The following is a 25635-nucleotide window of genomic DNA, read 5'->3' on the forward strand; positions in this document are numbered from 1 at the left end:
GTCACGCCACCGTCGCATCAGGCTTCCCCCCTGCCGCGGCAAGGGCCAGGGTTTTCAGGCGGCCATCCGCCATGTGCAGGGCGCGGTCAAACAGCGGCAACAGACGCTGATTGTGGGTCACGGCGATCAGCGTCTTGCGCCGTTCCCGGCAGTGGGCCAGCAGCGTCGCCACCACCCGACCGGCTGTCTGCTCGTCCAGATTGGCCGTAGGTTCGTCCAGCACCAGCACCGGGCTGTTGCTGTACATCGCGCGCGCCAGCAACAGCCGCTGCCGTTGCCCCAACGACAGGCCGGCGTGGCTTTCGCGCACCGGCGCATTCACCCCGCCGGGCAGCTTGGCCACCGCCTCGGCCAAATCCAGACCGAGCAGGATCCTTTCCACCTGCGCCACCTGCCCCGGCGCCGGGGGAGCAAACAGCGTAATGTTCTGCAGCACCGAGGCGTTGAACAAGATGTCTTCCTGACTCTGCAGGAAAAATAGCCGCTGCGCCGCTGCGCCCTCAATCGGCCGGCCATCCCGCTCCAGCGCCCCCCGCTGGGGCGTCAACAGACAGGCGATCACCTTTAGCAGCGTGCTCTTGCCGGCGCCGGAGCCGCCGGTAATGGCGAGACACTCCCCGCGCGCCAGCGTCAGCGACATATCGCGCAGCACCGGCAGGCCGGCATCATAGGCAAACGTCACCGCGCGGTAATCCAGCCGGGTGGCGAAACCGCTCACCCGCGGGGCGCCGGGCGAGCCGCCGACGGGAACGGCGGGAAACAGATCGCGAGCGCGTTCATCGATTACATGCAGTTGGTTCTTATGCAAAATGGCGAAAAAAATCTTGCTGGTGTTGGCGGCGAAAATTTCGCGCAGGAAACTGTAAGCGAAGAACGCCCCCAGGCTAAGCGCGCCGCTTTTCAGCAACGGCAACGCCAGCAACATGAAAAGCACCATTTCCAGGCTGCCGATCAGCTGGTAAACGCTGCCTTTCACCTGTTCATAGACTTTTTGCTGCTGCAAACAGGTGAACAGCGCAAGGGCCTGAGCGGCAAACCCCGCCTGCCGCTGGCTGGCCAGCCCGGCGGATTTTATGGTCGAAAACCCCTGAATGGTTTCCAGGATAAAGTCGTTTTGCGCGGCGCCCTTCACCTGCAGCTGCTGGGTAAAGTAACGGTCGCGGTAAATGGCCCACAGGCTGACCGCCCCCATGAACAGCATGCCGATCACCGGCACCAGCGCCAATATCGGGCTCAGGCAACACATCGCCACCAGCGCGATCGCGCCGATAATCCAGTCGGTACGCAGGCCATTATCCAGCTCTATCTTTTGTGCGGCGGCCATTTGCCAGCTGGTAAAGCGGCTGAAGATCTCGCCGGGCGCGCGTTTATTAAAGAAATTCAGCGAATTATCCAGCAGCCGGGCAAAGCCGGCGGCGCTGTGCAGCAGCACGAAACGCTTGATGAAACGTTCGGTAATCGTGCGGGCGACCAACGCCAGTGCGGTGGAGATCACGAACGCCAACAAATAGTAGAAATAAGGGAAGTCCACTTCCCCGGCGGTGGAAAACACCTGATTGATCGCATTCCCCACCATCAACGGCATGATGAACAACGTCAGCGAGATAACAAACGTCATCGCCGCCAGCCGATAAACGCCGGCGATGGCGGCGGTGTCCTTCATGCTCAGGCCGGCGAACCTCCGCCCGCGCCCGGCGCGCTCAGCCCGGGCGGCGCTATTTGCCGCCGGCGCGCTATCGCGATCCAGCACCAGCGCATAGCCGCTGATTTCCGCTTTCAAGGCGCCGATCGGCAACAGCTGCTGGCCCAGCGCCGGGTTCATTACGCAGACGTGGTCGCCCTTTCGGTAAGCCAGCAGAACATAATGGCCGGCGCCGTAATGCAGGATCGCCGGCAAAGGCAGCGCGGCCAGATCCTGATGTTCGAACGCCACCGGGTAGGCCGGCACCGCCAGCTCAGTCAGAATTTCACACAGCGTGGCCAGCGAAGTGCCGTGCTGCGAAGCCGGATAACGGTCGCGCAGCGCCAGGAGCGAGGTGGCGATCCCTTGCGTTTCCGCCAGCATCGCAACGCAGGCCAGGCCGCACTCGTTGATTTCACTCTGAAAGACCGGCGTTGGAATGATATTTCCCATGTGTTTCCAGGTTCCTGACTTATTCATTAATAAAAAACAATGAGTGCGAGTGCCATAACAGCCAGTCGTCCGCGTGCCGAACCATGGCCTGTTCGACCAACCCCGGCAGCGCGAGACGGATATTTTCCGCCGCGACCGGTTCATCGATGCGAATATGGATCCCGCGATCGTAATAAAGCGAGTAGCACACCATCTGGGCGCGCAGCGCGCGCGACAGGCGAACGATGCCGCTGTGCAACTGCGCCGGACGGTGAAACAGGCGACACGCCAGCTTGGCCGTCGGCCCGCTATTGCCGTGCAGGGTGTAATCCGGCGTGATGTCCGGAAACAGGATGATGTTGCGCCGATGATCCGCCGCCTCCAGCACGGCCTGCGCCAGCTTGCCGGCAACCCGCCGTTGGTCGTCATGAATCGAGCAACAGTCGAGGCGCTGCCGCCACCCGTGGGCCGGCGCCCGCTGGAAGTGCTGCTGCACATCGCCCGAGACGATCACCGTGGCCCGCCCCGGATACACGTCGGCCCCCACCAGCGCGGCCAGCACGTCGGACACCGTATGCATCGGCGCCAGGATCACCGGAACGCCCGCCCGATGCAGCGGCTCCACCACCCGGTTGAGCCGTGCGGAGCACCGTGCGAGCTGCTCCAACAGCGGGCCGTTGTGCGCATAAACCGCCGCCAGATCCAGCAGCCGCCGCCGCTGCATCAGCCAGGCGAAGTCTACCGGGCGGCTATCCTCTTCCCCTAACAGGCTATGGCGATTCGCCGCGGCCACCGCACGGCGGTTGCGCGCGCGGCGCGACAGCGGCCAAGCCGCGTGCAGCCGCCGCCGCACGCCCAGCCAGAGGCGGAAATCGACATGCCGCAACAGGCTGCCGCTGAGCCTGTCGCCCAGCCGGCGAATGGCCCCGGCCACGCGAGCCAGGTGGTCGAGAACGTTTTTCCACGCCAGAAAAACCCACACCGTAAACAGTCGCATCAGGGCTCCAGCGGTTTATCGTGCTGCAGCAAAGACAGCAGCTGCTCGCTGAAGGCCGGGAACTCACGGTCCTGCACCGCCAGCCACTTTTTGTTGACGATAAAGCTCGGCGCCGCGCCGATCGGGTAATGACGGCTCACGGCGGTCATATATGCCAATAGCTGTTGCACCGGCGCCGAACCGCGGGCTTGCGCATATTCCGCCTCGTCGATGCCGTTGGCCTTCAGCCAACCGCGGAGGCGCCTTTCATCCGTCAGATCCAGGTTGTCTTTGATGGCCGCCTGGTAGGCGGCGGAACGATGCTGCGCTTCGATGCCCATGACGGTCAGGGTGGCGAACAGCGGTGCAAATGCCGTCATGGGGGATTTTTCGTCGCCGTTGACATGCAGCCGTACCAGCCTGGCGCCGACGGGCAAGTTTTTTTCCAGTTCAGCAACCTGATCCTCGTTCGCCTCGCAATAATGGCAGGCATAGGAGAACAGCTCGATAATCGCGTCGTCGTCTTTTATCGGGCTGTTTTTTACTTTATCTGCGGAAACGAAAATCAGACTTTCCGGCGCGGGTTGATTTATCACGTAGTGATGGAAATAGGCCGAAGTGATAAAAGAGGAAGCGAAAATAATGAAAACGGTATAGCCAAAGAATAACAAATAACGTTGATACATAGCGCGCGCATCCTGCGAACAGATTAATATTCATCCCTTCCGGCAACGGGTTGCCGGGGCGGCTCGGTACTGTGCCCGGGTTCTCGCGCTCGGGATAAAAAGTGGGGCGAATAACCTCGCCCCACCGATGAAAGCCGGCCTAAGCGCAGGCGTTCAACGCTTATCGGTTAGGCGTAACCGGCCCGCCCGGGCAGTTGGAAGCGGCGACCGGGCGATAGGTTTTCTTCACCCAGCCGTATTTGTCTGAGCAGGTTGTCACCAGCATGCAGCTTTTCGCCGCGCCGGTGCCGACCCACTCATACTCGCGGGTTTTAACATAGGTACCGCCAACGATTTTTTCCGCTTCGGAGAGGTTGATCTTTTTCATTACAATGTCCTTATATATTAAAATTAAAAAACACACCACATGCTCCCGATTAAAGGCGGAGCAATTCTAAAACGCTAATCCAGAGGGATGACAGCGAGGAATCAATAACAACGAAAATGCCTGAAAAAGAATAACCAGCTCACCAGGGCAGATCAATACAATTATTTACATCAACGCATAACGTCAGTTGACCCTGGCATAAATAAAACTCGGATATTTCCATTAAAATAAGGGTGTAAATTAAGAATAAAAATAAACATCAACTCATAGCCGCAATTTATGCCAACGGATATTTCTCAAAAAATGAGCATTTAAAATGAGAAACAATCAGATCTGACCAGTCTTGATGACCGCCGTTCGGCAATGAAAAGATTGCTTCCTGGCCCGCCGGATTTACACTGGTGAACCAACCCGGCCGCCGCAACGACAGGATGCCCATGCTCGCCACACATGAATATGCCAACGACCTGATTCTGTTTGCCCTGATTGTTGACTGCGGCTCATTCAGCAAAGCCGCCGAAACCGCCGGCGTCACCAGTTCCGTGGTCAGCAAGCGCATCGGCCGCCTGGAGAAATCCCTCGGCGCGCGCCTGTTGTACCGCACTACCCGCAGCCTGAGGCTGACGGAAAGCGGCCAGGCGCTGTATCAGCAGGCCAAGGACATCAGCGCAAAGGTGCAGGACGCGCTCTACGCCGTCAGTGAAAAAAGCGAACAGTTGACCGGCACCATTCGCATGTCGGTGCCGACCATTTCCGGCGAGCTGCTGTTGAGCGAAAGCGTGGCGGAGTTTTGCGCGCTTCACCCCAGCCTGAAGGTAGAAATGCGGCTGGAGAACCGCTTTGTCGATCTGGTCGAGGAAGGCATAGATCTGGCGATACGCACCGGCACCATGCCCGATTCCAGCCTGATCGCCCGCCCGATCCTCGATTCCCGCTGGGTGATCGTCTGCTCGCCCGGCTACCTTGAAAGCCATCCGGAACCCCGCAGCGCCGATCACCTGCTCGGCCATAACTGCCTGACCTATACCTATCAGGAAAGCGGCACCGCCAACTGGCTGATGAAAGCGCCGGGCGGCAACGAGATCTACGAGCTGCAGGTGAACGGCAACCTGTCCGCCAACAACGCCAGGGCGATCCGCAAAGCGGTGATCGGCGGCCACGGCATCGCCATGGTGCCGCGCTGCATGGTGTATGAAGATTTGCAGGACGGCAAACTGACGGAAATTCTGTCCGGCCACTGCGGCAAGGTCTTGGGCATTTACGCCGTTTATCCCTATACCCGCAATTTACCGCTGAAAACCCGTCTGCTGATCGAACATATCATCCGCTCCTACCAAAGCATCAGCCATTATTTTTGAAGCAGATCACAAGTTTATTCCCGCGGCGAGCATGATAGCCGTGGGGATTACTGCACTTTTGGACATAATCTATTGGGCATTAACGCCTAATTAATGTGACGTCGCGCATTCGTCATACAATAACGCATTTCATCCAGTTGATTTTTAAAAAGATTAACCGCACCGCCAACTTGTGAATAATTACGTAAAGTAATAATCCCGTCCCCGTTTGCCGACATTGAAAAATTACCTCATGGAATAACCCGCAGGGTTGTGATTAGAATGAAAATGTTGCGGCAATTAACCTTTCGGCTACATATCCCTGCAAAAAACAATAATAACCTGAGGCTCTTATGTCCCTGTTCTTCAGTATTGCGCCCATTGTCCTGCTGATTTGGATGATGACCAAAAGGAACGGCGTTCCCTCTTACCTCGCCCTGCCGCTGACGGCCGCGGCGGTGTACGCCGTACAGCTGCTGTGGTTCGACAGCCTGCCGCGCCTGCTGCACGCCAATATCATCACCGCGCTGGTGTCGGTGTTTACGCCGATCACCATCATCGCCGGCGCCATCTTGCTGAACAAGCTGATGCAGATCAGCGGGGCGGAAAACGTGGTGCGCCGCTGGCTGGAGAATATCAGCCCCAATCCTGTGGCCCAGCTGATGATTATCGGCTGGGCCTTCGCCTTTATGATCGAGGGCGCCAGCGGCTTCGGCACCCCGGCCGCCATCGCCGCGCCTATTTTGGTCGGGCTGGGCTTTAACCCGCTGCGCGTCGCCCTGCTGACGCTGGTGATGAATTCGGTTCCCGTCTCCTTCGGCGCGGTGGGCACCCCCACCTGGTTCGGCTTCGCCAACCTCGGCCTGCCGGACGCCAGCCTGCTGGAGATTGGCCGCCAGACCGCGCTGATCCACTTCGTCGCCGGGTTTATCATTCCGCTGCTGGCGCTGCGCTTTATCGTTTCCTGGCAGGATATTCGCCGCAATCTGGCGTTTATTCTGCTCAGCGTGCTGAGCTGCACCGCCCCTTATCTGCTGCTGGCGCAGGTCAACTATGAGTTCCCGGCGCTGGTCGGCGGCGCCATCGGCCTGACGCTGTCGGTATTGCTGGCCCGCGCCCGAATTGGCCTGGCGCGCGGCGAGAACGGCGCAGCGCGCGGCCAGCCGGTGCCTCTGCTGCAGGTGGTCAAGGCGATGACCCCCACCCTGCTGCTGATTGCTATCCTGATAGTGACCCGCATCCACCAACTGGGCATCAAGGCGCTGCTCAACAGCACCGCGCCGCTGTGGCAGGGAAAGCTCGGCTGGCTGGGCGAACTGCGCGTCAGCGACGCCCTGATCGTTGAGCTGCAGCAGGTGTTGGGCACCTCCGCCGCCGCCAGCTACAAAACGCTGTACGTTCCGGCGCTGATCCCGTTCCTGCTGGTGGTGCTGCTGTGCATCCCGCTGTTCCGGCTGAACCGCGGCCAGGTCAAACAGCTGTTCAGCGAAACCGGCGGACGCATCGGCAAGCCCTTTGTCGCCCTGTTCGGCGCGCTGGTGATGGTCAACCTGATGATGCAGGGAGGAGACAGCGCGCCGGTGATCCTGATCGGCAAGGCGCTGGCCGCGCTGACCGGAGAGAGCTGGCTGCTGTTCTCTTCCTTCCTTGGCGCGCTGGGCTCGTTCTTCTCCGGCTCCAACACCGTCTCCAACCTGACGTTCGGCGGCATCCAGCAGTCGATCGCCCTGAGCGGCGGCCTGAACGTCAACCTGACGCTGGCGCTGCAGTCGGTTGGCGGCGCCATGGGCAACATGGTGTGCCTGAACAATATCATCGCCGTGTGCTCGATCCTCGGGATCGGCAACGCCGAAGGCAAAATCATCAGAAAAACCGTGCTGCCGATGCTGGCGTACGGCGGGATCGCCGCCGTCATGGCGCAAATCCTGGCTTTCTGACCGAAATGCACGTTATCGAAAGAAGGAAAAAACATGATTATCTCCGCCTCGACCGACTATCGGGCCGCCGCGCAGGCCAAGCTTCCGCCCTTTCTGTTCCACTACATTGACGGCGGAGCCTACGCGGAACACACGCTGAAGCGCAATACCGCAGACCTGGCCGATATCGCCCTGCGCCAGCGCGTGCTGCGCAATATGTCCGAGCTGAGCCTGGAAACCACGCTGTTTGGCGAGACGCTGGCGATGCCGGTGGCGCTGGGGCCGGTCGGGCTGACCGGCATGTATGCGCGCCGCGGCGAAGTGCAGGCCGCGCGCGCCGCGGCGCAGAAAGGCATTCCTTTCACCCTTTCCACCGTATCGGTCTGCCCGATTGAAGAGGTGGCGCCGGCGATCGATCGCCCGATGTGGTTCCAGCTGTACGTACTAAAAGATCGCGGATTTATGCGCAATGCCCTCGAGCGCGCCAGGGCCGCCGGGGTGAAAACGCTGGTGTTCACCGTCGACATGCCAGTGCCCGGCGCCCGCTATCGCGACGCCCACTCCGGCATGAGCGGCCCACACGCCGCCATGCGCCGCATGCTGCAGGCGTTTACCCACCCGCAATGGGCCTGGGACGTCGGCCTGCTCGGCAAGCCGCACGATCTGGGCAACGTTTCGGCCTATCGCGGCAAACCTACCAGCCTGGAGGATTACATCGGCTGGCTGGGGGCCAACTTCGATCCGTCCATCTGCTGGAAAGATCTGGAATGGATCCGCGAGTTCTGGGACGGGCCGATGATCATCAAGGGCATTCTGGATCCTGAAGACGCCCGGGATGCGGTGCGCTTCGGCGCCGACGGCATCATCGTTTCCAACCACGGCGGCCGCCAGCTCGACGGCGTGCTGTCGACCGCCCGCGCTCTGCCGGCGATCGCCGACGCGGTGAAGGGGGATATTACCCTGCTGGCCGACTCCGGCATCCGCAGCGGTTTGGACGTAGTGCGCATGATAGCCCTGGGCGCCGACAGCGTGCTGCTGGGGCGCGCCTTCGTCTATGCGCTGGCCGCGGCCGGCGGCGCCGGCGTCAGCAACCTGCTGGAGCTGATCGACAAGGAAATGCGCGTCGCCATGACGCTCACCGGCGCGAAAACCATTGCGGAGATCGGCGCCGGATCGCTGGTAGCCCCGCGCTGATTACAGCGGCTGCACCCCGTCGGGATAGGCGTTGTAACTCATTTTGTGGATAAAGGCGCCGGCCGGCGTTACCCGCACCTGGCCGGCGGCGTCCAGCCCAAGGAAGGTGCCGGTGCAGCGCCCCGAAATAAAGTCGAAAAAGAACACCGAGCACACCGGGATGATCTTCTCCCGGAAGGTGAACAGGTACATGTCATCTTCAAACTTGTAGTAGGTGGCGTAGTCCATATCGCCGTGGCCGAACTGCTCACCGCGCAGATTTTGCCAGGCGTAGCGTTCGGTATTGACGTAAAAATGCTCGTAATAATGGTTAGGGCTGTAAATGTTCAGCGTGCGGTAACCGAGCAGCTCGCGGGTGAGATGAGGGACGATCCCGCCCGGCGCGACCTCCGCGATCTGGCCAACCCTAAACGCCTGGCTCAGCCGCGAGCCTTTCTCCACCTCCTGCTCCGGCAACAGGGTGCTGCGCACCATCAGCACCCTGCCGCTTTCGGCATTGAGCACCAGCGTCAGGCATGCGTTGCCCGGCGACTGCAGCGGAATATTGAAGAAATAGCGCGCGGGCGAGGTGCGCACCTCTTCATACACCTCTTCGCCGCTTTCGCCCTGCAGCGCCCAAAGCAGCCGTTGCCGATCGGCGCTGAAACGCAGCGTCATCTCTTCCCCCCCTTCGAAGACCATCCTCAAGGTTTTCCCCCGCCAGTCGTGGCTGGCCGGCAGACGGTTGGTATCGATGCCGCGGGCGAAGTCGTCGTAGTTTTTCCAATCCGGCTCGGCATTCTGATTCAATACTGATTGTTCTGCAGACATGTTCGCTCTCCTTGATTGATTAGGGGGAAAAACCGGCTCAGGCATCGGCGACGCCTTCGGTTTTCAACGCTCTGCGGCTTAGCACCGCAGGGGCGGTTTCATCGAGAAAACAGCTCAATACGCCGGCGCAGGCGGCGCCGATGGCCGCCAGCCACATCACGCTGACCAGGCCGTAGCGGTCGGCGAGCAGGCCGGCGATAAAGGGCGCCAAACAGCCGCCGATCACTTCGCCAATGCCCATCACCAACCCCAGCGCGGTGGCGATGCGGGCCGGCGATACCGTTTCGGACGGGATGGTGGCCATAAACAGGGTAAAGCAGCCGAGGCCGGTATAAGACAGGAACACCAGCCCGCCCAGCAGCCACAGGTTGTCGACGTAGCTCAGAAACAGCGGGCAACAGATCGCCAGCAGCGAAAAGAAAATCAGCGTCGGCTTGCGCCCGAGGCGATCGGAGATGGCCGGCACCGCGACGCCCCAGAACACCCAGGCGGCGCCGATGGCGCTCATGACCCCGCCCATGGCGCCCTCGCCGAAGCCGCGATCCGTCACTAGAAAACTGGGGGTAAAGGTAATGATCACCATAAACCAGGTGACGAAAACGCAGGAAATCAGAATGCACAACACCACATTCTTAATGTTGAACAGCTGGCGATAAGCGCCCTTTTCCGCCGGGGCCTTGGCGGCCGGCACGGCGATAAAAGCGGGATCTTTTTTGCCGTTAACATTTTTATAAATCAGCCAGGCTAAAATAACGCCCGGCACGGCGGTCAAATGAAACGCCATGCTCCAACCCCAGGTCTGCGCCAGATAAATAATCAGCGGCGGCGCGATAATTCCGCCTAATAATCCCGGCGCCGCGCCCTGGATCATGCCCATATTGAAACCGCGCCGCTGCGGTTGCGATTTCTCCACCATCAGCGATTGCGCAATCGGCAGGACCGGCCCTTCGGCGATCCCCATCAGGGCGCGGAAGATCAGCAACATGGCGAAACCGCTCACCAGCCCCGACAGCGCGGAGAACAGGGAAAACACCAGGATCGAGACGATCAGCATCGGCTTGCGAATATCGAAGCGATCGGCAATCGCCCCCAGGCCGGCGCCGGACAGCGCCCAGGTCAACGCCAGTACCGCCGACAGGGTGCCCAGGTGCACGTTGCTCAGCTGCAGATCGGCGGCAATCATCGGAAACAGAAATGAAATGGTGAGACGATCGACAAACACGCAGCCAAATACGAAAAACAGGATCACCAGCAAACGGTTTTCTTCGCGCAATGTCGAACGCTGCCCAGACGATTTATTCATAGAGTCATTTATCCCTGATTAACTTATAAATACGACGCTAAATTATTAACATGTTAATGAGATAAACTTATCCCAGCTAACGGCGCTGTCAAGCCGGCCGCCCTGGGATAAAACACACGCCGCCATCGGCATATTAAAACGCCATAAAAATCACCCGATTAATTTATAGTTACTTGTTTTTAATCGGCTAAGATTTATTTCCAGGTACTTTTCAAAACAATAAACCGCAGGCCAACCGGAAATTCATGAATAAATTAACCAATCAAACTTAAGCGGCTGTTATTGATATCTCTTCGGCTAGCCCTGTTCCGCTGGCCGCAGCAGCAGGTTTATTATTTGAATTATTGCGACTTATTTATTCTCCGCGCACCGAGCTAACTCTAATGAGGGAAAGCCGCGCCGCTGGCTAACGCGAAATTAGCTTAACGATGGCAAAGCTGCAGAGCGTGATGCGAATCACAGCAAACGTCACTTTTCCGCTGAACCGCGCACTGACCCCGGGCCGTTATGGCCGCCGCCGCTAGCTCATGCCAATTCGTTCTAATCGCGCCGGTAAAATGGCCGCATTATGCTGGTTGGCAAGAGTGACTCAGGAGAACCATCATGACGGCAACACTGACCAAGGCGGGTTTCTGGCGCAAGACCGCCGACTCTTCGGCGCTGCGCGAGCCGCGCGTGCTGATCCGGGTATATGTCGGCGAAGGGGAAATTGACCGCGCCATCGCTTTCTACCAACAGCTGCACGGCGTCACCGCGGACATGCGCTTTGACTTTCCCGAGCACCGGCTGGTGCTGGCGGCCGTCGGGCCGTTTCTGATCCTGGAGGGTTCGGAAGAAAACCTTCGCCCCTTCCGCAGCACCCTGGGCACGCTGCTGGTGGATGATATCTACCCCTATCACCAGCGCCTGCTGGCAGCCGGCGCCGAGATATTTTTCGGCCCGGTGGAGGTGCCCACCGGCGCCTGTTTCAACGCCCGCCTGCCGGACGGCACCCAGATCGAATACGTTCATCACCGGCCGCGCGACGGGGAGTAAGCCGGTTCAGGACGCCACCGGCCGCAGGGCGTAACGGTGCAGATCCCTATGCAGGCTGACCATATACAGCACGATCACCGCGGAGAACGGCAGCCCGCACAGCACCACGGCGGTTTGCATCGCGCTGAAGCTGCCGGCGTACAGCAGGCCGACGCACACCACGGTGGTTACCGCAGCCCAGAAGATGCGCAGCCAGGCCGGCGCATCGTCCTGGGCGGAGCCGCCCTGGCACGAGAGATTGGCAATCATCAGCGTGCCGGAATCGACCGGCGTCAGGAACAGCACGAAACTGATCACCACGGTAAAGCCGGCGGTCAGCTGGGTGTAAGGCAGGTATTCGAACAGCTTGAACACCGCCATCGGCGGATCGGCCACCGCCACCTGGCCGAGGATCGCCTGACCGCCTTCCAGCACCAGGCTGATGGCGGTGTTGCCGAAGATCGACAGCCACGCCAGCGTGAACCCCAGCGGAATCAACAACACGCCGAAGATCAGCTCGCGGATGGTGCGCCCTTTTGAAATGCGCGCGATAAACAGGCCGACAAACGGCGCCCACGCCACCCACCAGGCCCAGTAGAACAGCGTCCAGGCGCCCTGCCATTGGCGCGCCTTGCCGTACAGATACATGTCGAAGCTTCTGCTGACGATCGAGGTCAGGTAATCCCCGACGTTTTGCAGCATGCCGTTGACCAGGTTCAGCGTCGGCCCGGCCAGAAACACGAACAGCAGCAGCAGGCACAGGAAGCCGACGTTGACGTTGGACAGCATCGCGATGCCTTTTTCGACGCCGGTCACCGCCGCCAGCGTGGCCACCGCCATCATCACCACGATCAGCGCCAGCAGCACGCCGGTGCTTTGCGGGATATCGAACAGGTAGAACAGACCGGAGTTGACCAGCAGCGCACCGATCCCCAGGTTGGTCACCATGGAGATCACCGTGACCAGTATGCCGAAGCTGTCCACCAGGTGGCCGACGCAGCCGTGGGTGCGTTCGCCGAAGATCGGATACAGCGCCGAACGCAGCGCCAGCGGCAGGCCGCGGCAGTAGGCGAAATAGGCCAGCGCGGTGGCGATCAGCGCATACAGCGCCCAGCCGTGCAGCCCCCAGTGCAGGAAGGTCAGCGCCATCGCCTGGCGCGCCGCCTGCACGCTGCCGCCGCTGCCTTCCGGCGGCGACAGGAAGTGATCCAGCGGCTCGTAGGCGCCGTAGTAAACCAACGCAATGCCGATGCCCGAGGAAAACAGCATCGCCACCCACGAGGGGTAGCTGAACTGCGGCAGTTCGTCATCCTGCCCGAGGCGGATATGGCCGAAGCGCGACAGCGCCAGCCAGAAGACGAACGCCATGCAGACCACCATCAGCAGCATGTAGTACCAGCCGAACACGTCGGCGACCCAGCTCTGGGCCTGATTCAGCCACTGCTTGCTGCCGGCGGGGAACAGCACGATCAACAGGCCCAGCAGCAGGATCACCGCCGCCGAACCGAAAAACACCGGAGCATTTAACCTAATCGGTTCTTCACCGAGCGATGAGGGACTTTTTGCTGTCATGGGCAGGATTCCAGGGTGCGAACGGCAGACGATTTGAATGCAACTTACTGTTAACATTGCATCGCCATTTATTTGACATTTTTGCAGCATATAGCGTATTGATTGAACGTTCAATCAATCAAACTCAAACTGTGATTTGCCTATCAATCGGGGAAAATATGTACCGCAGAGACATTCCGGAGCAGCGCAAGGAGCAGCTGATTAACGCCGCCTTCGAGGCCATCAACGTGGTCGGGCTGGCCGGCGTCACCCTGTCGCAGGTGGCGAAAGAGGCCGGTCTTTCGACCGGCATCGTCAGCCATTACTTTGGCGACAAGGAAGGATTGATGAACGCCACCATGCGCAGGATCTTGCGCGATCTGCGCGACGCGGTCGCCGAGTGCCGCGCCCGCGCGGCGGGCGACAGCCAGTCACAGCTGTTTGCCATCATTCAGGGCAACTTTCACCCCAGCCAGACCAACGCCGCTTCCATGCGCGCCTGGCTCGACTTCTGGGCCGCCAGCATGCATCAACCGGCGCTGCGCCGCCTGCAGCGCGCCAACGATCGCCGTCTCTATTCCAATATCTGCAGCCAGTTTCGCCGTGAACTGCCGCAGCGGCAGGCGCGCGTCGCGGCGCGCGGGCTGGCGGCGATGATCGATGGCCTGTGGCTGCGCGGCAGCCTGGCGGGCAGCGAAACGGATCTGAAGCTGGACTGCCGCATCGCCTGCGACTATGTGGTACAGATTTTAGGCGCCGCTCAATCGGCGGCGAATCCGTCGGCGAAAGCGCCGCGCAGATAACTGCCGAACGCCGCAACCGTTCGCGGCACCGGCGATGCGTAAGGGCGCACCACGTAAAGCGCATCGGCGAAGGCGCCTGCCGGGCGCCACCCCGGCAGCACCTCGATCAATCGGCCGCTCGCCAGCGCCTGCTGTGCGCTGAAATCGGGCAGCAGCGCAATCCCCAGCCCGTCCAGTGCGGCGTCGCGTATCGATTCGCTATTGTTGGTGGCGAAAGGACCGCTGACCGGCACCCGCACCTCCCCGCCCATCGCCGGGTTGTCGGCGACAAAACGCCAGCCCGGCTGTTCGCCGCCGCGCGGATAGTACAGACACTGATGCTGTTCAAGCTCGGCGGGAGACGCCGGCATGCCGTGCCGGCGGATATAATCGACGGCCGCCACCGCCAGCGTTTTCGTCGGGCACAGCCGCCAGGCGACGTGCGTGTCCGGCAGGCTGTCGCTGTGACGGATCGCCAGATCGAAGCCTTCGCGGGTTAACGACACCAGCCGATCGGACACCTCCAACTGCACCCGCACCTGCGGATTGGCGCGCAGAAAACCGGTGATGCGCGGCACCATCTGCTGGCGGGCAAACGCCACCGGCGCAGTCACCCGTATCGCTCCGCGCAGCGGCCCGACCGAATCGCACACGCCGGAAAAACTCTGTTTGATCTGGGCAAACGGCTGCCGCAGCTCCTCCACCAGCCGCAGCCCGGCCTCGGTCAGCCGGACGCTGCGCGTGGTGCGTTGCACCAGGGGCACCCCGGCCAGGGTTTCAATCTCTTTGATCTTTTGGCTCATCGCCGCCTTGCTGACCGCCAGCCGCTCGGCCGCGCGGGTGAAACTGCCCTGCTCCGCCAGCACGGTAAGCCAATGCAAATGGGTCCACAGGGTTTCAATCTTCGGATTTTTCATCGCCGACTGTTCATTTAAGTAAACAATGAGTTCAAGTATAGCGCTTCTTCCGCGTAAAAAATCGCCTTACTATGGCCCCGGCAGCCCGCCTGCCGCAAACAAGCCAACCCACTGACAGGATTATAAAATGCCATTGCTTACCTTTGACGTCATCGAGGGCCGCAGCCCAGCTGAACTGCAAACCCTGCTCGACGCCGCCCACCGCGCGGTGCTGAGCGCCTTTGCGGTGCCCGAGCGCGATCGCTACCAGATTGTTCATGAAAACAAGGCCCATCAGATGGTGATCGAGGATACCGGCCTGGGCCTGACGCGCAGTCGCAATCTGGTGGTGGTGAGGGTGTTCACCAGCCCGCGCAGCGAGCAGCAGAAGCAGCGGTTTTACGCCGAGCTGCAGCGCGAGTTGAAAGAAAGCTGCGGCATCGAAGGCGGCGATCTGATGGTGTCGATAGTCACCAACGCGAAAGGGGACTGGAGCTTCGGCAATGGCGTGGCGCAGTATCTGACCGGCGAGCTCTGACGGGCAAAGGCGGCGCGCCGGCCGCCCTGCCGCTGGGTCAGGGTTCTTCGCTGTACTGGTTTTGCCACATCGCCGCATAGCGGCCATTGCGTTGCAACAACGCTTCATGGCCGCCGCGCTCAACGATCTCGCCCGCCTCCAGCACGATGATTTCATCGGCATCCACCACCGTAGAGAGGCGATGGGCGATCACCAGCGTGGTGTGGTTGCGGCTGACTTCGCGCAGGTGCCCCTGGATCTCGCGTTCGGTTTGGGTATCCAGCGCGCTGGTCGCTTCGTCGAACACCAAAATCGCCGGGTTTTTCAGGATGGTACGGGCGATCGCCACCCGCTGCTTCTCGCCGCCGGACAGCTTGAGGCCGCGCTCCCCCACCCGGGTGTCATAGCCGTCGGGCAGGCTGACGATGAAATCATGGATATGCGCCAGCCGGGCCGCCCGTTCGATCTCTTCATCGCTGGAGCCGGTTTTGCCGTAGCCGATGTTGTAGCGCAGCGTATCGTTAAACAGCACGGTATCCTGCGGCACGATGCCGATAGCCCGTCGCAGGCTGGTCTGGGTCAGTTGGCGAATATCCTGGCCGTCGATGGCAACCGCGCCGCCGTTCACGTCATAGAAGCGGAACAGCAGGCGTGAAAGCGTCGATTTGCCGGCGCCGGAAGCGCCCACCACCGCCACGGTTTTTCCCGCCGGGATGGTGAAGCTCACCTGCTTGAGGATCGGCCGCCGCGGATCGTAACCGAAGCTGACCGCATCAAAACGCACCTCGCCCTGGCCGAGACGCAGATCCTGCGCATTCGGGCCGTCGACAATCTCCTGCTCTTCCTGCAGCAGATCGAACATGTTCTCCATGTCGATCAGCGCCTGCCGCACTTCGGCGTAAATAAAGCCGAAGAAGTTCAGCGGCTGGTAGAGCTGCAGCAAATAGGCATTCACCAGCACAAAATCACCGATGCTCATTCGCCCCTGCACGATGCCCTGCGCCGCCATGCTCATCATGACGATCAGGCCGACCGAGATCACCGCCGTCTGGCCGAGGTTCAAGGCGGTAAAGCTGAACTGATTCTTGATGGCGGCGTATTCATACAGCCGGCGCGACATATTGAAGCGCTCGGCCTCAAACTCCTCGTTGCCGAAATACTTCACGGTTTCGTAATTCAGCAGGCTGTCGATGGATTTGCTGTTGGCGTCGGCGTTGGCCTTGTTGAGCTCGCGCCGGAAACGGGTGCGCCAGCTGACCGCCGTCACGGTAAACAGGATATAGCAGCAGACCGTGGCCAGGATCGCCAGCGCGAACCAGCCGTTCAGCATATGCCACATGATCACCGACACCAGCGTCAGTTCGAACAGGATCGGCACGATGGAAAACAGCAGCCGCGACAGCACGGTGGCCACCGCCTGAGTGCCGCGCTCAATCGACAACGACAGCCCGCCGGTTTGCCGTTCCAGATGAAAGCGCAGGCTCAGCGCATGCAGCTGCCTGAACACCCGCAGCCCCAGCAGCCGGGTGGCATTTTGGCTGACGTGGATAAACATCACGTTGCGCAGCTCTTCAAACAGCGCGCCGCCCACCCGCGCCGCGCCATAGGCGACGATCAGCCCCAGCGGAATGGCCAGCATTTTGGCGGTGTCGCCGCTCAGCGCATCGACCATCGCTTTGTAAGCCAGCGGTACCAGAGTGGTGCTGACCTTGGCGATCACCATGAAGATAAAGGCCACCAGCAGATACCAACGCAGTCTGGGGTTGTCTTTCGGCCACAGATAGGGCAGCAGGAACTTCAATAAACGGGAACGATCCATAATGTAATAATTATCTTCTCAGTCAGAATTGCGGCATCGGCTTTACTCCATTCTGGCATGTATGGCGACAAAAGCCTTGGCAATCCGCCGCCACGCGCCGACCGGGGGCGTGAAACGCCGAGTTTTTGATCTTCAGCGCCCGCCCGCCGCCGCTATTTATCCTTAAAGTGCGATCTTCCCCGGCGCCGCCGTGAATTTTGTTGTTGAGAAGTTATCAGCAAGTTAATATCCACAAAAATTATTAGACACTAAATAATTAGTGGTTAATCAATAACCATAAAGTTGTTCTATTTCATTACTTTGTACCCGAAGCCCATCCGCTTTTCGCCTACCAAGGCTTTAACACCAGTTGCGAGAAACTCACCATGAGCACAGCGTTACCCAGCGATGACGTCAGTTCATCCAAAAATGGAACCGGTTTCAGCAGAAGGGACCTGTTGATCGGCATGGCTTCCGCCCTTGTCGCCACCTCCCTGCTCGGCTACCCGTTCCTGACCCAGGCAGAGCAGCAAACCGCAGCGGGTAACCCGTTGATCTTCTCGCGTTTCTTCACTCTGTCCCAAACCCTTACCGAACACCGCGATATCGACCAGGGCATGTCGGCGCGCATTTTCACCGCCCTGAGCAACGCCACGCCGGATTTCTCCGCGCGCATTGAGCGCCTGAGCGCCCTGCTGCGGCCGGAACAAAGCGCCGCTCAGCTGCAAACGCTCGCGGTGCAGGCCGGCCTGCAGGAGGTGATCACCGCCATCGTCAGCGCCTGGTACACCGGCACCGTCGGCCACGGCCAGCAGGCGGTGCTGATCGCCTACAAAGATGCGTTGATGTATCGCCCCGCCAGCGATGCGCTGATCGTGCCGACCTATTGCGGCAACGGCCCGCTGTGGTGGACCGCCGCGCCGCCGATGACCATGACTCCCGCACGCTGAGATTAAACTGATGAAAAAACCTGAATTTACCGCCGATGGCGACGTATCGGCCGATATCGTGATCGTCGGCTCCGGCATCGTCGGCGGCATCATGGCCGATCAACTGGTCAGCCAGGGCTATTCCGTACTGGTGCTGGAAGCGGGCCTGCGCATCGATCGCGCCCAGGCGGTGGAAAACTGGCGCAACATGCCGTTCGATAACCGGGCCGGTTCGGATTTCCAGGGGCTGTACCCGCAGTCGGAATACGCCACCGCCCCGCTCTACTTCCCGGAAAACAACTACGTGGCCCTGAGCGGCCCCAGCGCCGGCAGCTTCAAACAAGGCTATCTGCGCACCGTCGGCGGCACCACCTGGCACTGGGCGGCCTCCTGCTGGCGCCACCTGCCGAGCGATTTCCAGATGAAAACCCTGTACGGCGTCGGCCGCGACTGGCCTATTTCGTATGACGATCTCGAACCCTACTACTGCCGCGCGGAAGAAGAAATCGGCGTCGCCGGCCCCAACGACCCGGCCCAACAGTCGCCGGTCGAGCGCAGCAAACCTTACCCGATGGACATGGTGCCCTGGGCCTATGGCGACACCCGCTTCGCCGAGGTGGTCAACCCGCACGGCTATCGCTCGGTACCCATCCCGCAGGGGCGCAGCATTCGCCCGTGGAAAGGCCGCCCAACCTGCTGCGGCAACAACAACTGCCAACCCATTTGCCCGATCGGCGCCATGTACAACGGCATCCATCATGTCGAACGCGCAGAGATGAAAGGCGCGGTGGTGCTGGCGGAATCGGTGGTCTATAAAATCGATACCGACGCTCGGAACCGCGTCACCGCGGTGCACTGGCTGGACAACCAAAAGCGCTCGCACAAAGCCACCGCCAACGCCTTCGCGCTGGCCTGCAACGGCATAGAAACGCCGCGTCTGCTGCTGATCGCCGCCAATAAGCAAAACCCCAACGGCATCGCCAACTCGTCCGATCAGGTCGGGCGCAATATGATGGACCATTCCGGTTTCCACTGTACCTTCCTGGCGAAGGAACCGCTGTGGCTCGGCCGCGGACCGGCGCAGAGCAGCTGCCTGGTGGGGCCGCGCGACGGCGAGTTCCGTAAAGACTATTCCGCCAATAAGATGATACTCAACAATATCAACCAGATAGTCCCCGCCACGCAAAAAGCGCTGGAGCAGGGCCTGGTGGGGCAGGTGCTGGACGAAGAAATCCGCCGGCGCGCGGCCTACGGGGTCGATTTGTCGATCAGTCTGGAACCGTTACCAGACCCGAACAACCGACTGACGCTCAGCGCCACCCGCAAGGACGCCCACGGCCTGCCGTGCCCGGATATCCATTACGACGTCGGCGACTATGTGCGCAAAGGCGCGGAAGCCGCGCATAAGCAGCTGGCGCACATCGGGCAGCTGTTCGATGCCGATGAATTCAAGATCACCACCAGCCTGAACGCCAACAACCACATCATGGGCGGCACCATCATGGGCAAAGATCCGCAGGACTCGGTGGTTGACGGCAACTGCCGCACCCACGATCACGCCAATCTGTGGCTGCCGGGCGGCGGCGCCATTCCTTCCGCCAGCGTGGTCAACAGCACGCTGACCATGGCGGCGCTGGGCATCAAGGCCGCCGACGATATCGCCCGGGCGCTGGCGGTGAAATCATGAAGAAACAGCTTGGACTGGCCCTGACGCTGCTCGGCCTCAGCGGCGGCGCCTGCGCCGCCGACCAGGGCGCGTTGATCAAACAGGGTGAACGGCTCGCCATCGCCTCGGACTGCCAGGCCTGCCATACCCAGCCGGGGGGCGGTACTCCCTTCGCCGGCGGCTATGGCATCGACTCGCCGATGGGGGTCATCTACTCCACCAACATCACGCCGTCGACGAAGGACGGCATCGGCGGCTATAGCGAACGGCAGTTCGCCCGCGCGGTGCGCGAAGGGGTGCGCGCCGACGGCAGCTACCTCTACCCGGCGATGCCTTACACCTCCTACACCAAATTGAGCGATGAAGACATCCACGCGCTCTACGCCTACTTTATGCATGCGGTGAAACCGGCGGAGCAGAAAAACACGCCGACCGAACTGCCCTTCCCGTTCAACCTGCGCTTCAGCATGGCCGGCTGGAACCTGCTGTTCATGGACAAGGGCCGCTTCCAGCCCGACGCAGGCCAAAGCGAGCAATGGAACCGCGGCGCTTACCTGGTCAACGGCCCGGGGCATTGCGATACCTGCCATACGCCGCGCAACCTGTTGATGGCGGAAGACGCCGGCCGGCCGCTGGCGGGCGGCATGGTGGGCAGCTGGTATGCGCCGAACATCACCTCGGACGCCGTCAGCGGCATCGGCGGCTGGAGCAATGAACAGCTGGTGCAGTACCTTAAAACCGGCCGCGTCGCCGGTAAAAACCAGGCGGCGGGCGGTATGGCCGAAGCGGTGGAGAACAGCCTGCAATACTTGCCGGAGCAGGATCTGCAGGCCATCGCCGTCTACCTGAAAAGCACCGCGCCGGTGCGCGACCCGCAGGATACGCGAGCCGCCGACGGCTTTGGCCAGGCGTTCAACGTCGAGCCGGCATTGCGCGGCCTGCACGCCGCCAACGCCAACAATACCGTCGCCGACGGCGCGGCCCTGTTCAGCGGCAACTGCGCCAGCTGCCATCAGCCGGACGGCAGCGGCAGCAAAAATCAGGCTTATCCTTCGCTGTTCAACAACACCGCCACCGGCTCAGGCAACCCGGCCAACCTGATCTCCGCCATTCTGTTCGGCGTGCAGCGCAAGGCCGGCGGCGAGGACGTGCTGATGCCGAACTTCGGCCCGCAGTCTTACGTGAACCCGCTGAGCGATAAGCAAATCGCCGCCGTCAGCAACTACGTGCTGCAGCATTACGGCAATCCGGCGGTGAAGGTGAGCGAGGCGGACGTGGCGGAACTGCGCAACGGCGGCCCGGTGCCGCTGCTGGCCAGGCTGCAGCCCTATATGGCGCCGGGCATCGGCGCGGCGGCAGTGCTGTTGCTGGCGTTGATCTGGCTGTGCGGCAGGAAGCGGAGATAATCCGCCCTCAGGCCCGCGCCTCCTGAAGGGGAGCGGGCCTGGGTGTCAAGATTAGCAGGACGGTGACGAGCCCTGCGGCGGCAGATAGCGCTGCGGATCCAGCGCGGTAGCGCGGTAGCGGATCTGGAAGTGCAGGAACACCGAATCGGTGCCGGTGCTGCCCATGGTGCCGATCTTCTGCCCGGCCTTCACGTCCTGGCCGTTGCGCACCAGCGTGCTGTCGTTGTGCGCATAGGCGGTGATGAAGTCTTCGCCGTGCTTAATCATGATCAGGTTGCCGTAGCCGCGCAGCTGGTTGCCGACGTACACCACCTTGCCCTTGGCGGAGGCGTAAATCGGCTGGCCGCGCTTGCCGGCGATATCGATGCCCTTATTGCCGCCGTCGGCGGTGGAATAGGCCTGCACGATCCGCCCGCTGGCGGGCCAGCGCCAACAGCGGGAAGCGCCCGGCGGCGGCGTCTGCTTGGCCAGCACCTTGGCGGAGGCGGCGTTTTTGCGACGGTTTGAGGCGGTTCGGGTCGGCGCGCTGCCGCTCAGGCGCAGCTTTTGCCCCACTTCCAAACTGTATGGCGGGCGTATCTTGTTGATTCTGGCCAGATCGCTGACTTCGCTGTCGGTGATCCAGGCGATGTAATACAGCGTATCGCCCCGTTTGACGGTGTAGGATTTGCCGCTGTAGCTGCCCTTCGGCAGTTTGTCGTAGTCGCGGTGGTAGCTGTTTTTGCCCGAACAACCGGCCAACAGCAGGCCCAATGCCAGACACACCGCGGCGCGGCGCCACCATGCAAATTTGCTTCCTGTGCTCAAATCCAGTCCTCTGTATGCTTTCCGGGGTTCCGATACGCGTCAGCCGCCCATAGTAACATCTGCGTCAGACCAGTCAAAAACCCCTAAAAGGTCTATGCTGAACAGGTAAGGATGACTGATTGATTACCACACGACGAAATGGAGTACTGTCATGTTAAATCTCGACCGCAACAACCTGCCCCCGCTGAGCCAGGAACTGCTCAAAAAGCAACGAACCACCCTGCTGATCATCGCTTTCCTGCTACTGGCGGGCGGCATCCTGTGCCTGATTAACCCCTTCGCCTCCGGCGCGGCGCTGAGCATGGTGGTCGGCATATTGCTGTTGCTGAGCGGCGCGGCGCTGATCGTCGGCATGCTGGCCAACCGGGCGCAAAACACCTGGCCGATGATCGGCGGCATCCTGTTGGGGGTGGCCTATCTGATTATCGGCTACGTCTTCGTTACCAGCCCGATGGCCGGCGTGTTGGCGCTGGCGGTGTATCTGGCGGTGCTGTTCGCGCTCGGCGGCATTGCGCGGCTGGCGGCGGGCTATATGCGCCGCGGGCAGCCGGGCAACGGGCTGCAGTTCGTTATCGGGGTGCTGGATCTGATCATCGCCTGGATGCTGATCGGTTCGGGGCCGGAGGCTTCGGTCACGCTGGTGACGGCGATTGTCGGGATTGAGATGCTGGTCAGCTCCTTCGGGCTGTTCCAGGCGGCGCAGCTGTTTAAGCGCAGCTAAGCAGAGGACCGCCGGCGGTGCGGCTCAGCCGCCGCCGGCGGGTTTCGGCAATATAAAATCGACCCGGCGATTTTTAGCCCGCCCCTCTTCGGTGTCATTGCCGGCAACCGGTTGGCTTTCACCTTTGCCCCGTTCGCTCAGGCGAGACGGCTCAACGCCATGTGCAGTCAGCCAGGCCGCCACTGACCGGGCGCGACGTCGCGACAGATCCTGATTGTACTTTTCGCTGCCCACCGCATCGGTATGCCCTTCGATCTTCACCCTGGCGGCCGGATCGGCGGCGATAAATTCGGCCACCTGCCGCAGCGCCGGCTCCGCTTTATCGGCTATCGCATCGCTGTCGAAGGCGAACAGCACGTCGCTGCGTATCGACAGCGTCACGGCGGTCTTGCTGTTGCGGACCGAGATGTCGGCGGACTTCCTGGCCAGATCCTCCGCCTTGCTCTGCAGATCGAGCACGCCGGCATTCAGCCCCGAGGGCAGGCCTTGCAAATCCAGCCGGGTCGCCTTGAGATCCAGGATCACCGGTTTCCCCACCGAGACGCCCTCCCCATCCGCTGCGCCTGCGCCGAAGGCGGCCAGCCCGAAAGCGGCCAGCCACCCCGCACGGGTTAGTTTCCCTAAGCCGTTCATCGCTCAGCGATCCGTGATGGCGATCGGGCCAAGCGGCTCGACCCCTTCCAGGGTCAGGTAAACTTCTTTCACGTCCGCCGGCGGCGCGGGGAAGCTGCCGAACCAGGTGGCGACATAGGGAACGCCCTGGCTCGAACGGTATGGCACGCTGGGTGAGGCCAGCGGGACATTATTGCTGTCGGTCAGCAGCAGATACTTTTTGTTGCCGACCAGAATATAGAACGACTTTTCCAGCGCGTCTTTATCCAGGCTGCTATACAGGGCCTGGCCGTTGAGGTTGTCCTTCAGGCCTTTAAAGCGCACCTTGATAGTCAGGATTTCGCCGTGGCGCAGCGCCTCGGTCACCTGCGCCTCGGCCACGCCGCTGCTGACAATGCCGGTCGCCAGCGGGGCCGCATCGGCGGCCGCAGCGGCCCCCGGCACTATCCACGCGGCAAACAGGCAGGCGGCGGCGAAATTTCTGACATGCTTCATGATGAGTATCCTTATTGGGGAAGAGGATTGTTTTTGTTGCGTTTATTTTCAACAACATCACAAGGCCTCGGGGATAGCTACGCTTCGGAATTATAGTAAAACGCGCAACATCCATAAGGGTTATCCCCCAAAACCTAACCTGGGTCACGTTATGCGCCCAGGCCGACAATAAGCCTCACCCCGCGGGCCGATGGTCCCGCAGCCATCCCCTGACATCCGTCACCGCGATGCCGTGGCGGGCGTTGTAGGTGATGGCTTTATCCCAGGCGACGCCCTCGGCGCGGGCAAAGGCCAACCGATAGGCCGCCGTCAGGCTGGCGGGATCCGCCTGCGCCGCGGCGCGCAGCTGCGGCATCTCTTCAACCGCCAGCTGATAAGGCCGCCGCTCATGTTCACTCAGCAAATCCGCCAGCCGGCGGTAGGTGAGCGTGTCGCCGGCGATAAAAACGACGTCGTTACCGAAAGCCGGCCGGTGGAAAAAAATCCTCGCCGTCAAACGGCCGATATCTTCGGGCGTGGTCAGGCTGACGGCGAAATCCGCGCTGCCGGGGGCGTTAACGCGGCGGGTTTCGAAGTCCACCACGCCGAAGCCCGGCTCGAAGAGGTAACTGGTGAACATGCCGGTAGAGACGATGAGCCACTGCGTTTCACTCTGCTCGCGCAGCAATGCCCGCACCGCAAGCTGCTCATCCCACACCGGTTGGCCGCTGCCGCCGCCGATCCGATCGTAATCCACGCCGAACTGCCAGGGAACATAACGGGCGACCCCGGCCATCAGCACCGCGCGGGTAATTTTAAGCTGCGTGCCTTTGCCGCCCACGAATCCGCTGCAGTTTATCACCGCATCATAGCGGGCGAAGATTGCCGCCAACTCCGCCGCCGATTGGCGGCTGAAATCGGCGGTAATCACCGCGATGCCCCATGCGGCAAGCTGCTGCAGCCGCGCCTGATTTTCCGGCGCGGCGTTGCCGGGCGACGCGGGCCGCAGCAGCACGCTCAGCCGCACGCCTGGCTGCCGTAGGCGCTCCCCGACAAATCCCCGCAGCATGGCCATGCCGAGCTCACCGGCCCCCAAAATGAGGATGTCTGATGTTTGACGATGATTTGAGATGCTCATACTCTCTCCTGCTGTATTGGTCGGCCTATCCTGTCAGCCTGCCCATCGGGCGGCAATCAGGTACAGCGTTGATACCGGAGGAAGAAATGGAACTCAGCGATGAACAGAAAGAAAAATTCGCCGCGATATGCAGCGCGCTCAGCGATGAAGATGACGGCCTAAAGCGTGAAGTGCTGACGCATACCGGCAACCGTTGGTCCCTGAGCATCATTTACGCCCTGGGTACGCGCGGCCCGCTGCGCCATGCGGAACTTGGGCGGGCATTGGCCGGCGTGACGCAGCGCATGCTGACGAGAACGCTGCGCCATTTGGAACGCGACGGCTTGATCAGCCGGCATGATTACCAGCAAAAATATCCGCATCCCCATGTGGAGTATCAATTAACGCCCATTGGGGAAGGCATTCTGCTCAACATGCTGCCGATGTGGGAGTGGATTTTGTCGAATGCCGCCGCTATCCGCGATTCCCGCGAGCGATTTGGCAACGATTGACGAATTTACTCCATTTTTCGCGAAGTTAAGCCATAAAAAGCGTTAACTCCGCCATTTTCAGTCATTACGGCGCGCCGCCGCATCCCCCGTCATTTCCCCCCGCTGCGTTCATCCTCGTTTACAGCGGCGCT

At 61.1% G+C, this 25635-nt stretch carries 24 protein-coding genes; 11 read left to right on the forward strand and 13 right to left on the reverse strand.

Annotation, left to right across the window (positions count from 1 at the left end; all coding sequences use genetic code 11):
• Nucleotide 1: 1 nt before the first annotated feature.
• The 4 genes from CKW09_RS19915 to CKW09_RS19930 form a co-directional block, all read right to left on the reverse strand.
• Nucleotides 2-2134 (reverse strand): ATP-binding cassette domain-containing protein, encoded by a 2133-nt coding sequence (locus CKW09_RS19915; protein ID WP_095099055.1) that lies wholly within the window; start codon nt 2132-2134, stop codon nt 2-4.
• Between the two features lie 19 nt (nt 2135-2153).
• Nucleotides 2154-3110, reverse strand: a complete 957-nt coding sequence (locus CKW09_RS19920) for a hypothetical protein (RefSeq protein WP_061796868.1) — start codon at nt 3108-3110, stop codon at nt 2154-2156.
• Nucleotides 3110-3775, reverse strand: coding sequence for a DsbA family protein (locus CKW09_RS19925; protein ID WP_095099059.1), 666 nt, complete (start codon nt 3773-3775; stop codon nt 3110-3112). Before CKW09_RS19925 ends, CKW09_RS19920 begins: the two co-directional genes overlap by 1 nt.
• A 160-nt stretch (nt 3776-3935) precedes the next feature.
• A complete protein-coding gene (locus CKW09_RS19930) occupies nt 3936-4142 on the reverse strand; it encodes a DUF4762 family protein (protein ID WP_061796871.1) in 207 nt (68 codons plus the stop codon).
• 437 nt (nt 4143-4579) lie between these two features.
• On the opposite strand from CKW09_RS19930, the gene CKW09_RS19935 reads away from it, so the two are divergent.
• The 3 genes from CKW09_RS19935 (at nt 4580) to lldD (ending at nt 8589) form a co-directional block, all read left to right on the forward strand.
• Nucleotides 4580-5500, forward strand: coding sequence for a LysR family transcriptional regulator (locus tag CKW09_RS19935; protein ID WP_061797022.1), 921 nt, complete (start codon nt 4580-4582; stop codon nt 5498-5500).
• A gap of 332 nt (nt 5501-5832) precedes the next feature.
• Nucleotides 5833-7416 (forward strand): L-lactate permease, encoded by a 1584-nt coding sequence (locus tag CKW09_RS19940; protein WP_095099062.1) that lies wholly within the window; start codon nt 5833-5835, stop codon nt 7414-7416.
• A gap of 33 nt (nt 7417-7449) precedes the next feature.
• Nucleotides 7450-8589 carry an FMN-dependent L-lactate dehydrogenase LldD gene (gene lldD, locus CKW09_RS19945; protein WP_061796875.1) on the forward strand — a complete coding sequence of 380 codons (1140 nt, stop codon included), beginning with the start codon at nt 7450-7452 and terminating at the stop codon, nt 8587-8589.
• Here the strand turns inward: lldD and CKW09_RS19950 are convergent, their stop codons facing one another.
• A complete protein-coding gene (locus tag CKW09_RS19950; protein ID WP_095099065.1) occupies nt 8590-9399 on the reverse strand; it encodes a MoaF C-terminal domain-containing protein in 810 nt (269 codons plus the stop codon).
• A 37-nt stretch (nt 9400-9436) separates the two neighbouring features.
• Entirely contained in the window at nt 9437-10702 is a 1266-nt protein-coding gene (locus CKW09_RS19955; protein WP_061796881.1) for an MFS transporter, read from the reverse strand.
• Between the two features lie 603 nt (nt 10703-11305).
• On the opposite strand from CKW09_RS19955, the gene CKW09_RS19960 reads away from it, so the two are divergent.
• Nucleotides 11306-11737 (forward strand): VOC family protein, encoded by a 432-nt coding sequence (locus tag CKW09_RS19960; protein WP_061796883.1) that lies wholly within the window; start codon nt 11306-11308, stop codon nt 11735-11737.
• Between the two features lie 6 nt (nt 11738-11743).
• Here the strand turns inward: CKW09_RS19960 and CKW09_RS19965 are convergent, their stop codons facing one another.
• The gene (locus tag CKW09_RS19965) at nt 11744-13288 is read right to left on the reverse strand and encodes a BCCT family transporter (RefSeq protein ID WP_095099068.1); all 1545 of its coding nucleotides are present in this window, start codon (nt 13286-13288) and stop codon (nt 11744-11746) included.
• 158 nt (nt 13289-13446) lie between these two features.
• On the opposite strand from CKW09_RS19965, the gene betI reads away from it, so the two are divergent.
• Nucleotides 13447-14070, forward strand: coding sequence for a transcriptional regulator BetI (gene betI, locus CKW09_RS19970; protein WP_061796887.1), 624 nt, complete (start codon nt 13447-13449; stop codon nt 14068-14070).
• On the opposite strand, the gene CKW09_RS19975 is transcribed toward betI, so the two are convergent.
• A complete protein-coding gene (locus tag CKW09_RS19975; protein ID WP_095099071.1) occupies nt 14028-14966 on the reverse strand; it encodes a LysR family transcriptional regulator in 939 nt (312 codons plus the stop codon). The genes betI and CKW09_RS19975 overlap by 43 nt on opposite strands.
• A gap of 127 nt (nt 14967-15093) precedes the next feature.
• Between CKW09_RS19975 and CKW09_RS19980 the strand changes: the two genes are divergently transcribed.
• Nucleotides 15094-15483 (forward strand): tautomerase family protein, encoded by a 390-nt coding sequence (locus tag CKW09_RS19980; protein WP_061796890.1) that lies wholly within the window; start codon nt 15094-15096, stop codon nt 15481-15483.
• Nucleotides 15484-15520: 37 nt separating this feature from the next.
• Here the strand turns inward: CKW09_RS19980 and CKW09_RS19985 are convergent, their stop codons facing one another.
• On the reverse strand, nt 15521-17281 hold the full coding sequence (locus CKW09_RS19985) for an ABCB family ABC transporter ATP-binding protein/permease (protein WP_061796892.1): 1761 nt from the start codon (nt 17279-17281) through the stop codon (nt 15521-15523).
• 365 nt (nt 17282-17646) lie between these two features.
• Here CKW09_RS19985 and CKW09_RS19990 point away from each other — a divergent pair, with 365 nt between their 5' ends.
• From CKW09_RS19990 to CKW09_RS20000, 3 genes are read left to right on the forward strand one after another with little or no spacing between them, the layout of a single operon-like run.
• Nucleotides 17647-18210, forward strand: a complete 564-nt coding sequence (locus CKW09_RS19990; RefSeq protein ID WP_095099074.1) for a sorbitol dehydrogenase family protein — start codon at nt 17647-17649, stop codon at nt 18208-18210.
• A 10-nt stretch (nt 18211-18220) separates the two neighbouring features.
• A complete protein-coding gene (locus CKW09_RS19995) occupies nt 18221-19876 on the forward strand; it encodes a GMC family oxidoreductase (RefSeq protein ID WP_095099077.1) in 1656 nt (551 codons plus the stop codon).
• Nucleotides 19873-21261 carry a c-type cytochrome gene (locus CKW09_RS20000; RefSeq protein ID WP_061796899.1) on the forward strand — a complete coding sequence of 463 codons (1389 nt, stop codon included), beginning with the start codon at nt 19873-19875 and terminating at the stop codon, nt 21259-21261. The genes CKW09_RS19995 and CKW09_RS20000 overlap by 4 nt, the downstream gene beginning before the upstream one ends.
• Before the next feature lie 51 nt (nt 21262-21312).
• Here the strand turns inward: CKW09_RS20000 and actS are convergent, their stop codons facing one another.
• The gene (gene actS / locus CKW09_RS20005) at nt 21313-22068 is read right to left on the reverse strand and encodes an amidase activator ActS (protein WP_095099080.1); all 756 of its coding nucleotides are present in this window, start codon (nt 22066-22068) and stop codon (nt 21313-21315) included.
• 151 nt (nt 22069-22219) lie between these two features.
• Here actS and CKW09_RS20010 point away from each other — a divergent pair, with 151 nt between their 5' ends.
• Complete coding sequence (locus CKW09_RS20010) at nt 22220-22789, forward strand: HdeD family acid-resistance protein (RefSeq protein WP_061796903.1); 570 nt, start codon at nt 22220-22222, stop codon at nt 22787-22789.
• A gap of 24 nt (nt 22790-22813) precedes the next feature.
• Here the strand turns inward: CKW09_RS20010 and CKW09_RS20015 are convergent, their stop codons facing one another.
• The 3 genes from CKW09_RS20015 to CKW09_RS20025 form a co-directional block, all read right to left on the reverse strand.
• On the reverse strand, nt 22814-23422 hold the full coding sequence (locus CKW09_RS20015) for an OmpA family protein (RefSeq protein ID WP_095099082.1): 609 nt from the start codon (nt 23420-23422) through the stop codon (nt 22814-22816).
• A gap of 3 nt (nt 23423-23425) precedes the next feature.
• Nucleotides 23426-23896: a hypothetical protein gene (locus CKW09_RS20020; RefSeq protein WP_061796907.1), complete on the reverse strand. Its 471-nt coding sequence runs from the start codon at nt 23894-23896 to the stop codon at nt 23426-23428.
• Nucleotides 23897-24071: 175 nt separating this feature from the next.
• A complete protein-coding gene (locus CKW09_RS20025) occupies nt 24072-25013 on the reverse strand; it encodes an aromatic alcohol reductase (protein ID WP_095099085.1) in 942 nt (313 codons plus the stop codon).
• A gap of 86 nt (nt 25014-25099) precedes the next feature.
• On the opposite strand from CKW09_RS20025, the gene CKW09_RS20030 reads away from it, so the two are divergent.
• Nucleotides 25100-25504 carry a winged helix-turn-helix transcriptional regulator gene (locus CKW09_RS20030; RefSeq protein ID WP_061796912.1) on the forward strand — a complete coding sequence of 135 codons (405 nt, stop codon included), beginning with the start codon at nt 25100-25102 and terminating at the stop codon, nt 25502-25504.
• Nucleotides 25505-25635 lie beyond the last annotated feature (131 nt).

The sequence above is a fragment of the Serratia ficaria genome (genome assembly GCF_900187015.1).
Classification (GTDB): domain Bacteria; phylum Pseudomonadota; class Gammaproteobacteria; order Enterobacterales; family Enterobacteriaceae; genus Serratia; species Serratia ficaria.